Source organism: Pseudomonas sp. NBRC 111138 (assembly GCF_001320835.1).
GTDB classification, from domain to species: domain Bacteria; phylum Pseudomonadota; class Gammaproteobacteria; order Pseudomonadales; family Pseudomonadaceae; genus Aquipseudomonas; species Aquipseudomonas paracarnis.
Window position 1 is genome coordinate 32,554 of sequence record NZ_BCBO01000074.1, and the last position, 15,682, is coordinate 48,235.

13 protein-coding genes are annotated in these 15,682 nt (G+C 61.4%); 7 read left to right on the top strand and 6 right to left on the bottom strand.

The window, feature by feature from the left end; translation table 11 throughout:
• Positions 1-21 precede the first annotated feature (21 nt).
• Genes APH41_RS13520 through pilM form a run of 3 tightly spaced genes read right to left on the bottom strand, consistent with a single transcriptional unit; the run spans position 22 to position 2,194 of the window.
• Positions 22-993, bottom strand: coding sequence for a pilus assembly protein PilP (locus APH41_RS13520; protein WP_054919447.1), 972 nt, complete (start codon positions 991-993; stop codon positions 22-24).
• Positions 990-1,541 (bottom strand): PilN domain-containing protein, encoded by a 552-nt coding sequence (locus APH41_RS13525; RefSeq protein ID WP_054896202.1) that lies wholly within the window; start codon positions 1,539-1,541, stop codon positions 990-992. The genes APH41_RS13520 and APH41_RS13525 overlap by 4 nt, the downstream gene beginning before the upstream one ends.
• Positions 1,538-2,194 carry a type IV pilus biogenesis protein PilM gene (gene pilM / locus APH41_RS13530; protein WP_054919503.1) on the bottom strand — a complete coding sequence of 219 codons (657 nt, stop codon included), beginning with the start codon at positions 2,192-2,194 and terminating at the stop codon, positions 1,538-1,540. Before pilM ends, APH41_RS13525 begins: the two co-directional genes overlap by 4 nt.
• 232 nt (positions 2,195-2,426) lie before the next feature.
• Here pilM and APH41_RS13535 point away from each other — a divergent pair, with 232 nt between their 5' ends.
• Positions 2,427-4,889, top strand: a complete 2,463-nt coding sequence (locus APH41_RS13535; RefSeq protein ID WP_371262626.1) for a penicillin-binding protein 1A — start codon at positions 2,427-2,429, stop codon at positions 4,887-4,889.
• Positions 4,890-5,102: 213 nt separating this feature from the next.
• Here APH41_RS13535 and APH41_RS13540 read toward each other — a convergent pair whose 3' ends face one another.
• The 3 genes from APH41_RS13540 to rpmE all read right to left on the bottom strand — a co-directional run bounded on the left by APH41_RS13540 (position 5,103) and on the right by rpmE (position 7,609).
• Entirely contained in the window at positions 5,103-6,371 is a 1,269-nt protein-coding gene (locus APH41_RS13540) for a malic enzyme-like NAD(P)-binding protein (protein WP_014716577.1), read from the bottom strand.
• A 183-nt stretch (positions 6,372-6,554) separates the two neighbouring features.
• Complete coding sequence (locus APH41_RS13545; RefSeq protein WP_054919449.1) at positions 6,555-7,361, bottom strand: thermonuclease family protein; 807 nt, start codon at positions 7,359-7,361, stop codon at positions 6,555-6,557.
• A 14-nt stretch (positions 7,362-7,375) separates the two neighbouring features.
• Complete coding sequence (gene rpmE / locus APH41_RS13550; RefSeq protein ID WP_005784030.1) at positions 7,376-7,609, bottom strand: 50S ribosomal protein L31; 234 nt, start codon at positions 7,607-7,609, stop codon at positions 7,376-7,378.
• Positions 7,610-7,947: 338 nt separating this feature from the next.
• Between rpmE and APH41_RS13555 the strand changes: the two genes are divergently transcribed.
• From APH41_RS13555 to APH41_RS13580, 6 genes are all read left to right on the top strand, one after another.
• The gene (locus APH41_RS13555; protein ID WP_054919453.1) at positions 7,948-10,167 is read left to right on the top strand and encodes a primosomal protein N'; all 2,220 of its coding nucleotides are present in this window, start codon (positions 7,948-7,950) and stop codon (positions 10,165-10,167) included.
• Positions 10,168-10,371: 204 nt separating this feature from the next.
• The gene (gene argS / locus APH41_RS13560; RefSeq protein WP_034125570.1) at positions 10,372-12,108 is read left to right on the top strand and encodes an arginine--tRNA ligase; all 1,737 of its coding nucleotides are present in this window, start codon (positions 10,372-10,374) and stop codon (positions 12,106-12,108) included.
• A 1-nt stretch (position 12,109) separates the two neighbouring features.
• Positions 12,110-12,811, top strand: coding sequence for an SPOR domain-containing protein (locus APH41_RS13565; RefSeq protein WP_003187899.1), 702 nt, complete (start codon positions 12,110-12,112; stop codon positions 12,809-12,811).
• Positions 12,812-13,030: 219 nt separating this feature from the next.
• Positions 13,031-13,561 carry an ATP-dependent protease subunit HslV gene (gene hslV / locus APH41_RS13570; protein ID WP_003171209.1) on the top strand — a complete coding sequence of 177 codons (531 nt, stop codon included), beginning with the start codon at positions 13,031-13,033 and terminating at the stop codon, positions 13,559-13,561.
• 37 nt (positions 13,562-13,598) lie between these two features.
• Positions 13,599-14,936 (top strand): ATP-dependent protease ATPase subunit HslU, encoded by a 1,338-nt coding sequence (gene hslU, locus APH41_RS13575; RefSeq protein ID WP_044270712.1) that lies wholly within the window; start codon positions 13,599-13,601, stop codon positions 14,934-14,936.
• Between the two features lie 160 nt (positions 14,937-15,096).
• A complete protein-coding gene (locus APH41_RS13580; RefSeq protein ID WP_054919456.1) occupies positions 15,097-15,474 on the top strand; it encodes a gamma-butyrobetaine hydroxylase-like domain-containing protein in 378 nt (125 codons plus the stop codon).
• Positions 15,475-15,682: the final 208 nt, after the last annotated feature.

Here is a 15,682-nt window from a genome sequence, read left to right on the forward strand (position 1 = left end):
CCTTTTCATTGTTTGATTCCGTTATGAGTTGACGTTCAGCACAAGGGTTCGCGGGCGTTCCAGCCAGGCGCCCTGTCCATCGGGAAACAGCTCCACCAGCTCGACAGCAGCGTCTTGAATGGCCGTGACCTGGCCATGGTCCGGCCCCAGGTAATCACCCACCGCCAGCCGATACACCCTGGCCCCAGCCCGCAACAAGGCAAAGGCCTGCGCACCACGGGACAACGTGCCGACCATTTCGAACTGATCGAGGCGCATACCCTCCAACAGTCCCCGTGGCCGGGTGAAATCCGGGGCAAGGGCCGGGCGGCCCGGAACGTGCGGTGCCTGCAAGGCGGGCGGCGTGAACGGGTCGCGCAAGGACGAGGGTTCGTAGACAAATTGCGGCCCTGGGTCGAGCACCTGACGGGCCTTGCCGTTTTGCAGGTTGCTGCGATAGGTCTTGGCGAGCATGTTCAGACGCAACAAGGCGCCCTGATGCCCGAGCGCAATATCCTGCACGGTAACGACCCGTGGCAACCCACCCAAGGCACTGACAAACGTCGCCAGGTCGTGGTAAACCCCGGACGCGCTTATCTGCATGGGTTGTTCGATATAAAGCTGCCGAGGCGCTTCATCCAGCACGGTGATGCCTTCGACCCACACCCCATGAACAGCCGCCAGCCGGGCGATGTCTTCCAGCACGGCAGGCACCTCGGACTCGCCGGGCAATTGCCCTAGAAGGCTGGCGAGATTGTCTTCCATGCTCCGGACTTGCCGGGTGCGCAGCTCAAGGCTCGCGGCCAGGCCGATCTTTTCTGTGAGTTGCTGCTGCAGCGCCTGCTCCCGCGCCTCAAGCCCGTGCAATCGCTCCCGCTGCGGCCCCCCATGCGAAACCTCGCCTAGCACTAACACCATGCCGGCCAGCGCACAGCCAAGCAGCACCTTGCCCGGCAGGGACCATTTGGCAGCGTTGTAAGAGAGCGTGGAAAAATCGAGCCTGGGCAGGCTCATGGTTGCGCCCCGCTGGACTCTCCCTGGCGCACCATCAGCTGGAATTCACTTTCGCCGCGTGCACCTTCGGTTTGCACGCGCTGCAGACGGGTCGAACTGGAGCCGTGGATTGGCTTGAGTTGCTGCATCAAACGGGCGATATCCTGGTTGCTTTCTGCCGTGCCGCGAATGCTGATGGTGTCGCCGTTCGCAACCACCTCATGCAGATGGACACCTTCAGGCACCGAGCGAGCCAATTGCTCGAACAATCGGGCACCGGAAGAGCGGGCATCGTGCAGGTCCTGAACCACCTTCATGCGTTCGGCCAGTTGCTGGCTTCGCGCCTGCAAGTCGTCGATAGTCCTGATCCGCGAGTCCTGGGTAGCGATGTGCTCTTCCAGGCGGCTGTTGCGGCTTACCTGCCGGTCTATCGCCTGGTCGATCACTTGATCAGCCAACCACAGTGCCGCGAGCGCCACGCAGGCAAACGCCAGCAATAGCACCAACAGGTATTTGCGCCTGCGCTCCGCGAGGGCCTGGCGCCAAGGCAAAAGATTGATTCGTGTCATCCAGCGAAACTCCTAAGGGCCAGCCCGCAAGCCACTCCCATCCCTTGGGCATCCAAGGCCCATTGTGCACCATCGACTCTATTACCCGGCGTGAAGCTGGCAAAATCCTGAAGGCAAGCGCGCTCCAATGCAAACCCTTCTACATCGACCACCCGCGGCACCAGCCCCGCCAGGGCCAAAACCGCCTCGCGCGCTTCGACCTGCTCACGCAGGCACGCCGCCAGCATCACCTCTACCCACTGCGGGCCTTGAGCCGATGGCCCTTGAACCTGAAAGTCGATGGCCACCTCGTCCAATGGATAGGGGATGAACTGGTCGGCTTCCATCTGGATCTTCCAGGCCATTTCCTCATCACTGAGGCCGGCGTCCATGTCAATCAGCCGGGTAATTACCGACGGGCCCGCAACCGCCACGGCGGCGTACCGGGCCGAGGTACCCAGGCGCGACAGTGCCTGTTGCAGCATACGGCCCACACCCTCAAGGTCCAGCAAGGTGCCGTCCACCACCGCCTGGGGCGGCAGAATTTGCATAACGTAGCCCTGGACGCTGAAACCGCCTGATGAACGGCCCAGTTCGATCAGCTTGATGCCGCTGTCATTGATATCGACCCCCAACACCGTGTCGACTTTTCGCCTGAAAAATCCCTTTCCCATAAAACTCCCCAAAACTTTCCCTGTCATACCGGCTGTCATCTCGCCTGATTGCTGCCAGGCACCTTGCATTCGGTCGGCTTGTTCAAGGCTCGCGAATGACGCCCCAAGCTGAAAAATGCTTTAATGCCCAGCGTTTTTTCCCGCTTTTTATCTGCTGCCCGGGTCGATCCATCGTTTGCCATGCATCCCCGACGCGTAACTCATTCTTTTCTCTGGAAATCCAAAAGCCTTGATTCGTCTGCTGAAGTTTTTCGGGTACTCCATTGTCGCCATCGTTTGCGGGCTGCTGCTCGTACTCAGCGGGGCCTACCTCTACCTTAGTCCGGGTTTGCCCTCCGTAGAGGCCCTCAGAAGTATCCAGTTGCAGATTCCTTTGCGGGTCTACAGCAGCGATGAAAAACTGATCGCGGAGTTCGGCGAAATGCGCCGCACACCGATCCGTTTCGCCGACATTCCACCCAATTTCATCAGCGCTTTGTTGTCTGCCGAAGACGATAATTTCGCCAACCACTACGGCGTAGACCCCAGCAGCCTGGTGCGTGCAGCCACGCAATTGGTAAAAAGTGGACACATTCAATCGGGTGGCAGCACCATCACCATGCAGGTGGCGAAGAACTTCTTCCTCACCAGCGAACGCAGCTTTTCCCGCAAGGCCACCGAAATCCTGCTGGCGCTGCAGATCGAACGCCAGTTGACCAAGGATGAAATCCTCGAGCTGTACGTCAACAAGATCTACTTGGGCAACCGCGCCTACGGCATCGAGGCCGCGTCCCAGGTCTACTATGGCAAGTCGATTCGTGACGCCAGCCTGGCGCAAATGGCGATGATCGCCGGCCTGCCCAAGGCACCGTCGCGCTTCAACCCGCTGGCCAACCCGGCGCGCAGTAAAGAACGCCGTGACTGGATCCTGGGCCGCATGTACAAACTGGGCAAGATCGACCAGGCCGCTTATGAAAGTGCCGTAGCCGAGCCGCTGAACGCCAGCTATCACGTGCCGACCCCAGAAGTGAATGCACCCTATATCGCCGAAATGGCCCGCGCCGAGATGGTTGGCCGTTATGGCAGCGAGGCCTACACCGAAGGTTTCCGCGTCACCACGACGGTGCCGAGCAACTTGCAGGAAATCGCCAACCATTCGGTACATGAAGGCCTGATCACTTATGACCAGCGTCACGGCTACCGTGGCCCCGAGTCGCGCCTGCCGGGCAAGACCCTGAGTGCCTGGACCACCGAATTGGGCAAACAGCGTTCGATCAGCGGCCTGGACCCGGCCATCGTCACCCAGGTAACCAAGGACGGCATCCAAGTGCTGACCCGCTCTGGCGAAGCCCATGTAGCCTGGGACAGCATGAAGTGGGCACGCCCGTTCCTGAACACCAACAGCATGGGCCCGATGCCCAAGCAGCCATCCGACGTGGCCCAGGTGGGTGATTTGATCCGCGTGCAACGCCAAAAGGATGACAGCCTCAAATTCAGCCAGGTGCCGCTCGCCCAGGGCGCCCTGGTGTCCCTGGACCCGCAGAACGGTGCGATCCGCGCACTGGTCGGCGGCTTTGCCTTCGAGCAGAGCAACTACAACCGCGCTACCCAGGCCAAGCGCCAGCCGGGCTCCAGTTTCAAGCCGTTTGTCTACAGTGCCGCGCTGGACAACGGCTACACCGCCGCCAGCCTGGTCAACGACGCGCCAATCGTGTTCGTCGATGAATATCTGGACAAGGTCTGGCGCCCGAAGAATGACACCAACACGTTCCTCGGCCCGATCCGTATCCGCGAGGCGCTGTACAAGTCACGCAACCTGGTGTCGATCCGCCTGTTGCAGGCGATGGGCGTAGGCAAGACCATCGACTATATGACGCGCTTTGGCTTCGCCAAGTCGGACCTGCCGCCAAACCTGTCCCTGGCCCTGGGTACCGCGACCCTCACGCCGATGGAAATCGCCACCGGCTGGAGCACCTTTGCCAACGGCGGCTACAAGATCGCGCCGTACCTGATCGACAAGATCGAAAGCCGCAATGGCGACACCCTGTTCACCGCCAACCCGCCACGGGTACCCGGCGATGTGGTCAATGGTGTGGCCGCGACCGACGGGCTTGCGGTACCGAGCAACGGCGGTATCACCATCGAGGCGACGCCAGGCACACCGTCGGCCGCAAACGCCGGCGCACCGGCCGAACCGCAAGCGCCAGCGGTTGCCGAGCGCATCGTGGACGGCCGCACTACCTACATCCTCAACAGCATCCTGCAAGACGTGATCAAGAAGGGCACCGGCCGCCGCGCACTGGCTCTGGGCCGTGCGGATATCGCTGGCAAGACCGGTACCACCAACGAGTCCAAGGACGCGTGGTTCTCCGGCTACAACGGCGACTACGTGACCACCGTGTGGACCGGCTATGACCAGCCTGAAAGCCTGGGCCGCCGCGAGTTTGGTGGCACCGTCGCCCTGCCGATCTGGATGAGCTACATGGGCGCAGCGCTCAAGGACAAGCCGCTGCACACCCAGCCAGAGCCAGAAGGCATCCTCAGCCTGCGCATCGACCCGATCAGTGGCCGCGCAGCTTCACCGAGCACGCCGAATGCGTACTTCGAGCTGTTCAAGAGCGAAGACACACCGCCATCGGTCAACGAACTGGGCAACGGCGCAGTGCCGGGCAGCCCGCTGCCGGCGGATGAAGGCGCGCCGATCGATTTGTTCTGACCTGATCACGCTGATCGGCCGATCGTTCCCACGCTCCGCGTGGGAATGCATCCTGTGACGCTCTGCGTCACGACCTTAAAAGCAGACGCGGAGCGTCCAGGTGGGCGCTCCCACGCAGAGCGTGGGAACGATCAGCCACGGGACAATCAGCCACAAAAAAGCCCCGACTGATCACTCAGTCGGGGCTTTTTTTGCGGGTGTGTCTACAACGGCTTAGCCGTTGAACACATCATCCACGCTTTGCAGCGGGTAGTTCTTTGGATACGGCAGGGTAGCCACACCAGTCTCGATAGCGGCCTTGGCCACGGCATCGGAGATTAGGGTGATCAGGCGCTTGTCCATTGGTTTCGGAATGATGTACTCACGACCGAATTCCAGCTTGGCACCACCGTAGGCGTCGCACACGTCCTGAGGTACCGGCAGTTTGGCCAGTTCACGCAGGGCGTTGGCAGCGGCCACTTTCATTTCTTCGTTGATGCGCTTGGCGCGAACGTCCAGGGCACCACGGAAGATGAACGGGAAGCCCAATACGTTGTTGACCTGGTTCGGGTAGTCCGAACGGCCGGTGGCCATGATCACGTCGCTGCGAGTGGCGTGGGCCAGCTCAGGAGAGATTTCCGGATCCGGGTTGGAGCAGGCGAACACGATAGGGTTCGGCGCCATGGATTTGAGGCCTTCAGCGCTCAGCAGGTTCGGGCCGGACAGGCCAACGAACACGTCAGCACCGTCGAGAGCGTCAGCCAGGGTGCGCTTGGAGGACGGATGGGCAAACATCGCCTTGTACTGGTTCAGGTCGGTACGCTCGGACTGAATCACGCCCTTGCTGTCGACCATGTAGATGTTTTCCAGCTTGGCGCCCATGCTGATGATCAGCTTCATGCAGGAAATGGCCGCGGCACCGGCGCCCAGGCAGACGATTTTCGCCTCGCCCAGGGTTTTGCCAGCAATTTCCAGAGCGTTGATCATGCCGGCTGCGGTAACGATCGCGGTACCGTGCTGGTCATCGTGGAATACCGGAATGTCGCACTGCTCGATCAGGGCCTTTTCGATCTCGAAGCACTCAGGTGCCTTGATGTCTTCCAGGTTGATGCCACCGAACGTGATGGAAATGCGCTTGACGGTGTCGATGAACGCCTGCGGGCTTTCGGAATCGACTTCGATGTCGAAAACGTCGATGCCGGCAAAGCGCTTGAACAGCACGCCCTTGCCTTCCATGACTGGCTTGGAAGCCAATGGGCCGAGGTTACCCAGGCCCAGAATCGCGGTGCCATCGGAAATCACTGCAACCAGGTTGCCTTTGCCGGTGTACTTGTACGCCAGCTCTGGGTCACGGGCGATTTCACGTACGGGTTCGGCAACACCAGGGCTGTAGGCCAGCGACAGGTCGCGGGCAGTGGCAGTGGCTTTGGTGAGCTCTACACTCAGCTTTCCTGGACGAGGATTGGCATGGTATTCGAGAGCGGCAGTTTTCAAATCAGACATATCGGCATTCCGCTTTTACTGTTGGTCGACGGACCGCCGAGGATACGCGTGTCGTAAAGTCCCTACAAGACTGGGCAGTCACAGGTGTCAAGGGCCCTGCGCTACGACTTTTGGCCAAGAGCCACGGGATACAAGGGCTCAACTGTTCACAATCGAAATAAAAAATGTCTACAATTTTTTTATTCAAAGCGCCGATTTCAGCATGCCGGGGTCGGTTATTGGCAACAGCCAGCGCGCTTGGCCTTTTTTCAGGCCGCCACGGCGGGCTCGATCCTGCACCCAACCGCGCGCCTCAATGGTGCGGCCTTGCAGACCATCGAGCATGGCCGTATCGAACTGGCTGATCAGCTCGGGCGCAATACGCAATACCAGTGAACCCTGCAGTTCAATCCAGATTCCACCGCGATTGCGCTCGATCTTGCTGACCCGACCGGCCACCAGGGCAAACCCGGAGCGCTTGAGATTCGCCACGCTGTGCACTGGCGATTGGCGCCACAGGCCGAGCCGTGCCTGGCGGGCGCTGTTTTCGGCCGCCTGCTGGCAGGCAACCAGGTCCACATTCGGCGCCACGCCCACTTGGTACCCCAGGCCCTCGGCCAGCAGTTGCGCCTCCAGGTTCTCGCCATTGGCTCCGTAGAGGTGAGCCAGGGTGCGCCCGTAATGATCTTTGCCTTCGCGCCCCACCACCAGGCCGACACGCCCATCGCTGGCCTTGACCAACGCCTGCAGGCGCTGGCGGGCGGCGACAGCGAATGGCTCGTCAGGGCGACCCTTCTTGCTGGTTTCCGGCGCGTTGAGGCCGATCATGCGCACGCTGCGACCGTCCTTGAGGCGTACCGTGTCGCCATCCACCACACGCTGTACCTCCACACGCACGACGGCCGCCGGGGCGGGGCAGAAGGGGTTGGCCTGAGCGGTCGCCAGCCAAATCCCAGGCACAAAAAAGGCGCCCACAAGGGACGCCTTTTTCAACAGCAGGTAAAAGCCCATAAGGCTCTTGAACCTTACTCTGCTGGAGTAGCAGCAGGCTTCTTGCCGAAAGCACCAAAGCGATCTGCGAAGCGCTGTACGCGGCCGCCGGTGTCCAGAGTTTTCTGCTTACCGGTGTAGAACGGGTGGCACTCGTTGCATACGTCAGTACCCAGTGGCTTGCACAGGTTCGAACGAGTTTCGAACTTGTTGCCGCAGCTGCAGGTGACTTCGATGGTTTCGTACGCTGGATGGATATCGGCTTTCATGGCACTTCCTCGGGCTAGCGTGCCGCCACTCGACACTATTGTCGAATACCGCACGTAATTAGGCCGCGGATTCTACCAGACCTTTTTAATCACGCAAGCGGCGGTAGTGGTCGAAAACTTCCTTTCATCAGATATTCCTCACACACCGCCGTCAATGTGGGAGCCGGGCTTGCCCGCGAAGGCGGTGTGTCAGTCACTGCATCTGTTACTGCACTAGCGCTTTCGCAGGCAAGCCAGCTCCCGCAAGATCCGATTCCAGTACTGAAGACGGGACACCCCCGGTCTGCTAGGCTCGCGCCCCTGCGCCACCGCTTGCCTTTATTGATGAGAATCCTCGCGTGCCCGACGCCATTTTGCGCCTAGCCCTGCCCTCGCCCCTGCGCCGCCTGTTCGATTACCGGGCCCCGCCCGGCGTGTCGCGTGCGCAGTTGCAACCGGGCATGCGCGTGCGCGTGCCGTTCGGACGCCGGGAAATGATCGGCATTCTGGTGGAAGTCACCGACCACAGCGAAGTGCCTGCCGAAAAGCTCAAGCGGGCAATTGCCCTGCTCGACGCCACACCACCGCTGCCGCCCGCGCTGTTCAAGCTGTGCCTGTGGACCGCGCAGTATTACCAACACAGCCTGGGCGATACCTTGAGCTGGGCGCTGCCGGTGCTGCTGCGCCAGGGCGAACTGGCCGAAGCGCGCCAGGAGCGTTTCTGGTCGATGGTGCCGGGCGCACGCCTCGACGACCCGCGCATCGCCCGCGCCCCGCGCCAGCGTGAGGCCCTGGCCACCTTGGCGCAGCACCCCCACGGCGTGGCCCATCAGCTATTAAGCAAACTGATGCTGAGCAAAGACAGCCTCGACCTGTTGCTGGCCAAGGGCCTGGTGCAGGTGGAAATCCGCAAACACGCTCCGGACCCGCGCCACGAACACTGGCTGGCCCAGCCGGAGTTGCCGCTGAACCCCGAGCAACGCGCCGCGTATGAGGCGATTCGCGCCGGTTTCGACAGTTTCCATGCATTCCTGCTGGCCGGCGTCACCGGCAGCGGCAAGACCGAAGTCTATTTGCAGCTGATCCGCGAAACCCTGCAGGCGGGCAAGCAGGCACTGGTGCTGATCCCCGAGATCAACCTGGGCCCGCAGACCGTGGCGCGTTTCGAGCAACGCTTCAATGCCCGGATCGCCTTGGTGCACTCGGCAGTCAATGACCGTGAACGCCTGGAGTCGTGGCTCGCGGCGCGGGATGGCGAGGCCGACATTATTATCGGCACGCGCTCAGCACTGTTCACGCCGATGAAAAACCCCGGGCTGATCATCGTCGACGAGGAGCACGATGGCTCCTATAAACAGCAGGAAGGTTTGCGCTACCACGCCCGCGACCTCGCGCTGGTACGCGCCCGCCAGGAAGACATCCCGATTGTGCTGGGCTCGGCCACGCCGTCCCTGGAAAGCCTGCACAACGCCTACACCGGCCGTTACGGGCTGCTGCGCCTGAACGAGCGTGCTGGCGGCGCCAAACAACCGCGCTTCCTGCGCCTGGACGTGAAAAGCCGCCCGCTGGACAGCGGTATTTCCGGCCCGATGCAACAGGCGATTGGCCAGACCCTGGCCGCCGGCCAGCAAGTATTGGTATTTCTCAACCGCCGCGGCTTTGCCCCGACGTTGCTGTGCCATGACTGCGGCTGGATGTCCGGGTGCGAGCGCTGCGATGCGCGCATGACGGTGCATCAGCGCCACGGCGAGTTACGCTGCCATCACTGCGGCCATGTGGAACGGGTACCGCGCCATTGCCCGCAGTGCGGCAAGGTGGACCTGCGGCCCGTGGGCGCCGGCACCGAGCGCGCCGAAGAACGCCTCGGCATCCTGTTCCCGGACTACCCGGTGCTACGGGTGGACCGCGACAGCACGTCGCGCAAAGACGCCATGAACCAACTGTTCGCCACCATCCACAAAGGCCAACCGTGCATCCTGGTGGGCACGCAGATGCTTGCCAAGGGGCATCACTTCCCACGGGTGACCCTGGTGTCGATCCTGGATGCCGATGGCGGGTTGTTCTCCGGGGATTTTCGCGCCAGCGAACGCATGGCGCAGTTGATCGTGCAGGTGGCAGGACGCGCCGGGCGGGCCGAAGAGCCAGGCAGGGTGATTATCCAGACGCACCTGGCCGACCACCCGCTGCTGATTCAACTGACGGAACAAGGCTACTTTGCCTTCGCCGAACAGGCCTTGAGCGAACGCCGCGCCGCCGGCCTCCCGCCCTTTGCGCACCTGGCGCTGCTGCGTGCCGAAGCCCACAAACCCGGGCAGGCCGAAGGCTTTCTTGATGAGGCCTGCAGCGCCGCCGAACGTTTATTGGGCGAACTGGCCCTCAGTGGCATCGAACTACTCGGCCCGGTGCCAGCGCCCATGGAGCGGCGCGCCGGACGTTATCGCGCTCAGCTACTCTTGCAGGCAACCTCCCGCGCCCCGCTGCATCGGCTATTAAGTCGCTGGATGCTTGAGCTGGAGCAACTGCCCAGCGGTCGGCAGGTGCGATGGTCGTTGGATGTAGACCCGGTAGATTTGTATTGAGGGTAATTACGTCATCGCAGGCAAGCCAGCTCGCACATTATGAAATGTGAATACCCTTAAATGTGGGAGCGGGCTTGCCCGCGAAGAGGCCCGCAGGTCCGCCATATAGTCTGAACGGTTGGCAAGCCCGCCCTCGCCACGGATAATGCCCAGTTTTTCCACCTGCGCATCGCGCGCCGCCGCTTGCGGTCGAAAGAGAACACCATGAAAGACACCATTCGCCAGCTGATCCAACAAGCCCTCACCCAACTCGTCAACGAAGGTGTGTTGCCTGAAGGCCTGTCGCCGGCGATCCAGGTGGAGAACACCCGCGACAAGACCCATGGCGACTTCGCCAGCAACATCGCGATGATGCTGTCCAAGCCGGCCGGCATGAAGCCGCGTGACCTGGCAGAAAAAATCATCGCAGCCCTGCCGGCTGACGCCAGTGTCACCAAGGCCGAAATCGCCGGCCCAGGCTTTATCAACTTCTTCCAGAACACCCAGGCCCTGGCGTCACGCCTGGATGCCGCCCTGGCCGATGCGCGCATCGGTGCACGCAAGGCCGGCGACAGCCAGCGCGTGGTCATCGACCTGTCGGCACCGAACCTGGCCAAGGAAATGCACGTGGGCCACCTGCGCTCCACTATCATTGGCGATGGCGTGGCACGGGTGCTGGAATTCCTCGGCGACACCGTGATCCGCCAGAACCACGTGGGCGACTGGGGTACCCAGTTCGGCATGCTGATGGCCTATCTGCAGGAAAACCCGATCACCAGCAACGAGCTGGCCGACCTGGAAAATTTCTACCGTGCTGCCAAAAAGCGTTTCGATGAATCCGAAGAGTTCGCTGACCGCGCCCGCGGCCTGGTGGTCAAGCTGCAAGCCGGCGACGAAGAATGCCTGGCGCTGTGGAACCGCTTCCGTGAAATTTCCCTGTCTCATTGCCAGGAAATCTACGAGCTGCTCAATGTGAAACTGACCATGGCCGACGTGATGGGCGAAAGCGCCTACAACGACGACCTGATCAACGTGGTCAACGACCTCAAGGCCAAGGGCCTGCTGGTCGAAAGCAACGGCGCCCAGTGCGTGTTCCTCGAAGAATTCAAGACCGCCGACGGCGAGCCGCTGCCGGTGATCATCGTCAAGGCCGATGGCGGCTACCTCTACGCCACCACTGACCTGGCCGCCGTGCGTTACCGCAGTGGCGTGCTCAAGGCTGACCGTGCGCTGTACTTCGTCGACCAGCGCCAGGCCCTGCACTTCCAGCAGGTGTTCGAAGTGGCGCGTCGCGCCGGTTTCGTCACCCACCCGATGCACATGGAGCACATGGGCTTTGGCACCATGAACGGCGCCGATGGCCGCCCCTTCAAGACCCGCGACGGCGGCACCGTGAAGCTGATCGACCTGCTGACCGAAGCCCAGGAACGTGCCTACAACCTGGTGAAGGAAAAGAACCCGGAGCTGGCCGAGGCCGACCTGCGCAACATCGCCCGCGTGGTGGGCATTGGCGCGGTGAAATACGCCGATCTGTCCAAGCACCGCACCAGCGACTACAGCTTCAACTTCGACCTGATGCTCAACTTCGAAGGCAACACCGCACCGTACCTGCTGTACGCCTACACCCGCGTGGCCGGGGTGTTCCGCAAGCTGGGCAAGGACTTCAGCGAAGTCGAAGGCCAGATCGCGCTGGACGCCGTCCATGAACAGGAACTGGCGGCCAAGCTCGCGCAATTTGGCGAGGTGCTCAACAGCGTTGGCGAAAAAGGCACGCCGCATATCCTGTGCACCTATTTGTACGAAGTGGCCGGCCTGTTCTCCAGTTTCTACGAGAACTGCCCGATCCTGACCGCCGACGACGAAGCCCAGAAACAAAGTCGCCTGCGCCTTGCCGCTTTGGCTGGACGCACCCTCAAGCAAGGCCTGGAACTCTTGGGCCTGGAAACTCTGGAGCGTATGTAAGTTGGCTGCCAAGAAAAAACCTGCACCCAAGCGCGGCGCCAGCCGCTACCAGGCCCCGGCGAAGCAACCGATTCCGGGTTGGCTGTGGATGGCCATCGGCCTTACGGTCGGCGCATTTATCGTGTTTCTGATGAAGCTGGAGCCCGGCCAGGGCGATGACGTCAAGCGCGTCAAACAGGAGCAGCAAAAGGCCACGAAAATCGCCGAAGCCAACAAGACCGCGCCGAGCCCGACCGCACCGGTAAAGCCCAAGTACGACTTCTACACGCTGCTGCCGGAATCGGAAGTGATCGTGCCGCCTGACGCCGTGCCGGAAAAAACCCTGCCGACGCCACAAGTGCCGACCACGCCGGTAACCCCAGCGGAAGCGGCAAAAATCGACACGGCGCGCGCCCAGGCCGCGCTGGCCGGTATCACGCCGCCGCCAGCACCGCCAGTGGCAGCCACCAAGGCTGCGCCGGTGACCAAGTTCTTCCTGCAAGCGGGCTCGTTCCCGAAACAGGCGGATGCGGACCGTGTACGCGCACAGATCATTCTGTTGGGCCAATCGGTATCGGTTGAGTCCGGCACGGTGAAGGACGCGACCTGGTATCGCGTATTGGTGGGGCCGTTCAGCAACCGCGAACAGCTGACCGTGGCGCAAAAGCAATTGGCCGGCGCCGGGTTTAGCAACCTGTTGTTACAACAACGCCAGAGCCGCTGACTCATACTCACTGATCGTTCCCACGCTCCGCGTGGGAACGTGTCCCTTGACGCTCTGCGTCACAGAGCAGGCGCAGAGCGTCAAGGCGGCATTACCACGCGGAGCGTGGGAACGATCACCACTCGTCTGCCCTGCCTTCCTACGGTTGAAATCCCCCTCGCCACCCCCATATGAGTTTCCATCAGGGCATTTTCGCCCCGCTGCGTGGAGACTCTCCCCTTGACCACCATCGTTTCAGTACGTCGCCACGGCAAAGTTGTCATGGGCGGCGACGGCCAGGTTTCCCTGGGCAACACCGTGATGAAAGGCAACGCCAAGAAAGTGCGCCGCCTGTACCACGGCCAGGTGCTTGCCGGCTTCGCAGGCGCAACCGCCGACGCCTTTACCCTGTTCGAGCGTTTCGAAGGCCAGCTTGAGAAACACCAGGGCCACCTGGTGCGCGCCGCTGTGGAACTTGCCAAAGAATGGCGCACCGACCGCTCCCTCAGCCGCCTGGAGGCCATGCTCGCGGTTGCGAACAAAGACGCTTCCCTGATCATCACCGGCAACGGCGACGTGGTTGAACCCGAGCATGGCCTGATCGCCATGGGTTCAGGTGGCGGCTACGCCCAGGCTGCGGCCAGCGCGCTGCTGAAGAAAACCGACCTGTCGGCCCGTGAAATCGTCGAGACCGCCCTGGGTATCGCTGGCGATATCTGCGTGTTCACCAACCACAATCAGACCATTGAGGAGCAGGACCTCGCCGAATAAGCCCTGGGCTTATTCAGGCTTGAGGCCGCCAAACACTATGTCCATGACTCCCCGCGAAATCGTCCATGAACTCAACCGCCATATCATCGGCCAGGACGATGCCAAGCGCGCCGTTGCCATTGCGCTGCGTAACCGCTGGCGCCGGATGCAACTGCCGGAAGAACTGCGCGTTGAAGTAACGCCCAAGAACATCCTGATGATCGGCCCTACCGGCGTCGGCAAGACCGAGATCGCTCGGCGGCTGGCCAAATTGGCCAATGCACCGTTCATCAAGGTCGAAGCGACCAAATTCACCGAAGTCGGTTATGTGGGCCGCGATGTCGAGTCGATCATTCGCGACCTGGCTGACGCCGCCCTGAAGATGCTGCGCGAACAGGAAGTGACCAAGGTCAGCCATCGCGCCGAAGACGCCGCTGAAGAGCGCATCCTCGACGCCCTGCTGCCACCGGCACGCATGGGTTTCAACGAAGACGCCGCACCTTCGTCGGATTCCAACACCCGTCAGCTGTTCCGCAAGCGCCTGCGTGAAGGCCAGTTGGATGACAAGGAAATCGAGATCGAAGTGGCCGAAGTGTCCGGCGTGGATATCTCTGCCCCGCCTGGCATGGAAGAAATGACCAGCCAGTTGCAAAACCTGTTCGCCAACATGGGCAAGGGCAAGAAGAAAAGCCGCAAGCTCAAGGTCAAGGATGCGCTCAAGCTGGTGCGCGACGAAGAAGCCGGGCGCCTGGTCAATGAGGAAGAACTCAAGGCCAAGGCCCTGGAAGCGGTCGAGCAACATGGCATTGTGTTTATCGATGAGATCGACAAGGTGGCCAAGCGTGGTAACTCCGGCGGCGTGGATGTCTCCCGCGAAGGCGTGCAGCGCGATTTGCTGCCGCTGATCGAAGGGTGCACGGTCAACACCAAGCTGGGCATGGTCAAGACTGACCACATCCTGTTTATCGCCTCCGGTGCCTTCCACCTGAGCAAGCCGAGCGACCTGGTGCCCGAGCTGCAAGGCCGCCTGCCGATTCGGGTGGAGCTCAAGGCACTGACGCCGGGCGACTTCGAGCGCATCCTCAGCGAACCGCATGCCTCGCTCACCGAGCAGTACCGCGAGCTGCTGAAAACCGAAGGGCTGGGTATCGAATTCCAGGCTGACGGTATCAAGCGCCTGGCGGAGATCGCCTGGCAGGTCAACGAGAAGACCGAGAACATCGGTGCCCGTCGCCTGCATACCTTGCTTGAGCGCCTGCTTGAGGAAGTGTCTTTCAGCGCCGGCGACATGGCCGGTGCGCAGAATGGCGAAGCGATCAAGATCGATGCTGACTACGTCAACAGCCACTTGGGCGAATTGGCGCAGAACGAAGACTTGTCTCGTTATATCCTGTAAGCCTCACTCAATGTGGGAGTGGCTTGTGTGGGAGCTGGCTTGCCTGCGATAGCATCACTTCAGTGTTCCTGAAACACCGAGGTGCCTGCATCGCGGGCAAGCCCGGCTCCCACGTTGGTCCCTTCCACATTTTGGGCCGGTTCCTTCAGGGTTATCTCCAATGTCGAAATTTCCTACCGCAGTAAACCTGCACAAAACCTCCAACACCCTCGGCCTGACCTACGGGCCGGACGAAACCTACCAGTTGCCCGCCGAATTCCTGCGGGTGCACTCCCCTTCTGCCGAGGTCCAGGGCCACGGCAAACCCATCCTGCAATTCGGCAAGCTCAACGTCCGGTTGATCAAGCTGGAACCCGCCGGCCAGTACGCACTGAAATTGACCTTCGACGACGGCCATGACAGCGGACTGTTCACCTGGGACTACCTCTACCAATTAGCCGTACGTCAGGACGCGCTATGGGCCGACTACCTGGACGAGCTCAAAGCCGCTGGAAAAACCCGCGATCCGAGTGAGTCGGTCGTGCGGCTGATGCTCTAGCACAGGGGTCTTGCTGTTTAGAGCGCATTTTCTAATTTCATCTGCTTGAATGCCCTGTCGCGTGGCCAACGATTGGCCCGCTTGCGAAAAAAAATAAACTCGGGTAACCAATGGAGCTGGCAAGTTCCCTGCATTTGACGATGCGGTATCAACGGTCACCCGAGTCGCAGTACCAGGCTGGTGTCGTGTATCGAAATTGGGTGCGCAG

Coding starts and splice junctions, on each gene's coding strand:
- APH41_RS13520 (WP_054919447.1), bottom strand. CDS start 993: ATGAGCCTGCCCAGGCTCGATTTTTCCACGCTCTCTTACAACGCTGCC.
- argS (WP_034125570.1), top strand. CDS start 10,372: ATGAAAGACACCATTCGCCAGCTGATCCAACAAGCCCTCACCCAACTC.
- rpmE (WP_005784030.1), bottom strand. CDS start 7,609: ATGAAAGCCGATATCCATCCAGCGTACGAAACCATCGAAGTCACCTGC.
- APH41_RS13545 (WP_054919449.1), bottom strand. CDS start 7,361: ATGGGCTTTTACCTGCTGTTGAAAAAGGCGTCCCTTGTGGGCGCCTTT.
- pilM (WP_054919503.1), bottom strand. CDS start 2,194: ATGGGAAAGGGATTTTTCAGGCGAAAAGTCGACACGGTGTTGGGGGTC.
- APH41_RS13540 (WP_014716577.1), bottom strand. CDS start 6,371: ATGTCTGATTTGAAAACTGCCGCTCTCGAATACCATGCCAATCCTCGT.
- APH41_RS13580 (WP_054919456.1), top strand. CDS start 15,097: ATGTCGAAATTTCCTACCGCAGTAAACCTGCACAAAACCTCCAACACC.
- hslU (WP_044270712.1), top strand. CDS start 13,599: ATGTCCATGACTCCCCGCGAAATCGTCCATGAACTCAACCGCCATATC.
- APH41_RS13525 (WP_054896202.1), bottom strand. CDS start 1,541: ATGACACGAATCAATCTTTTGCCTTGGCGCCAGGCCCTCGCGGAGCGC.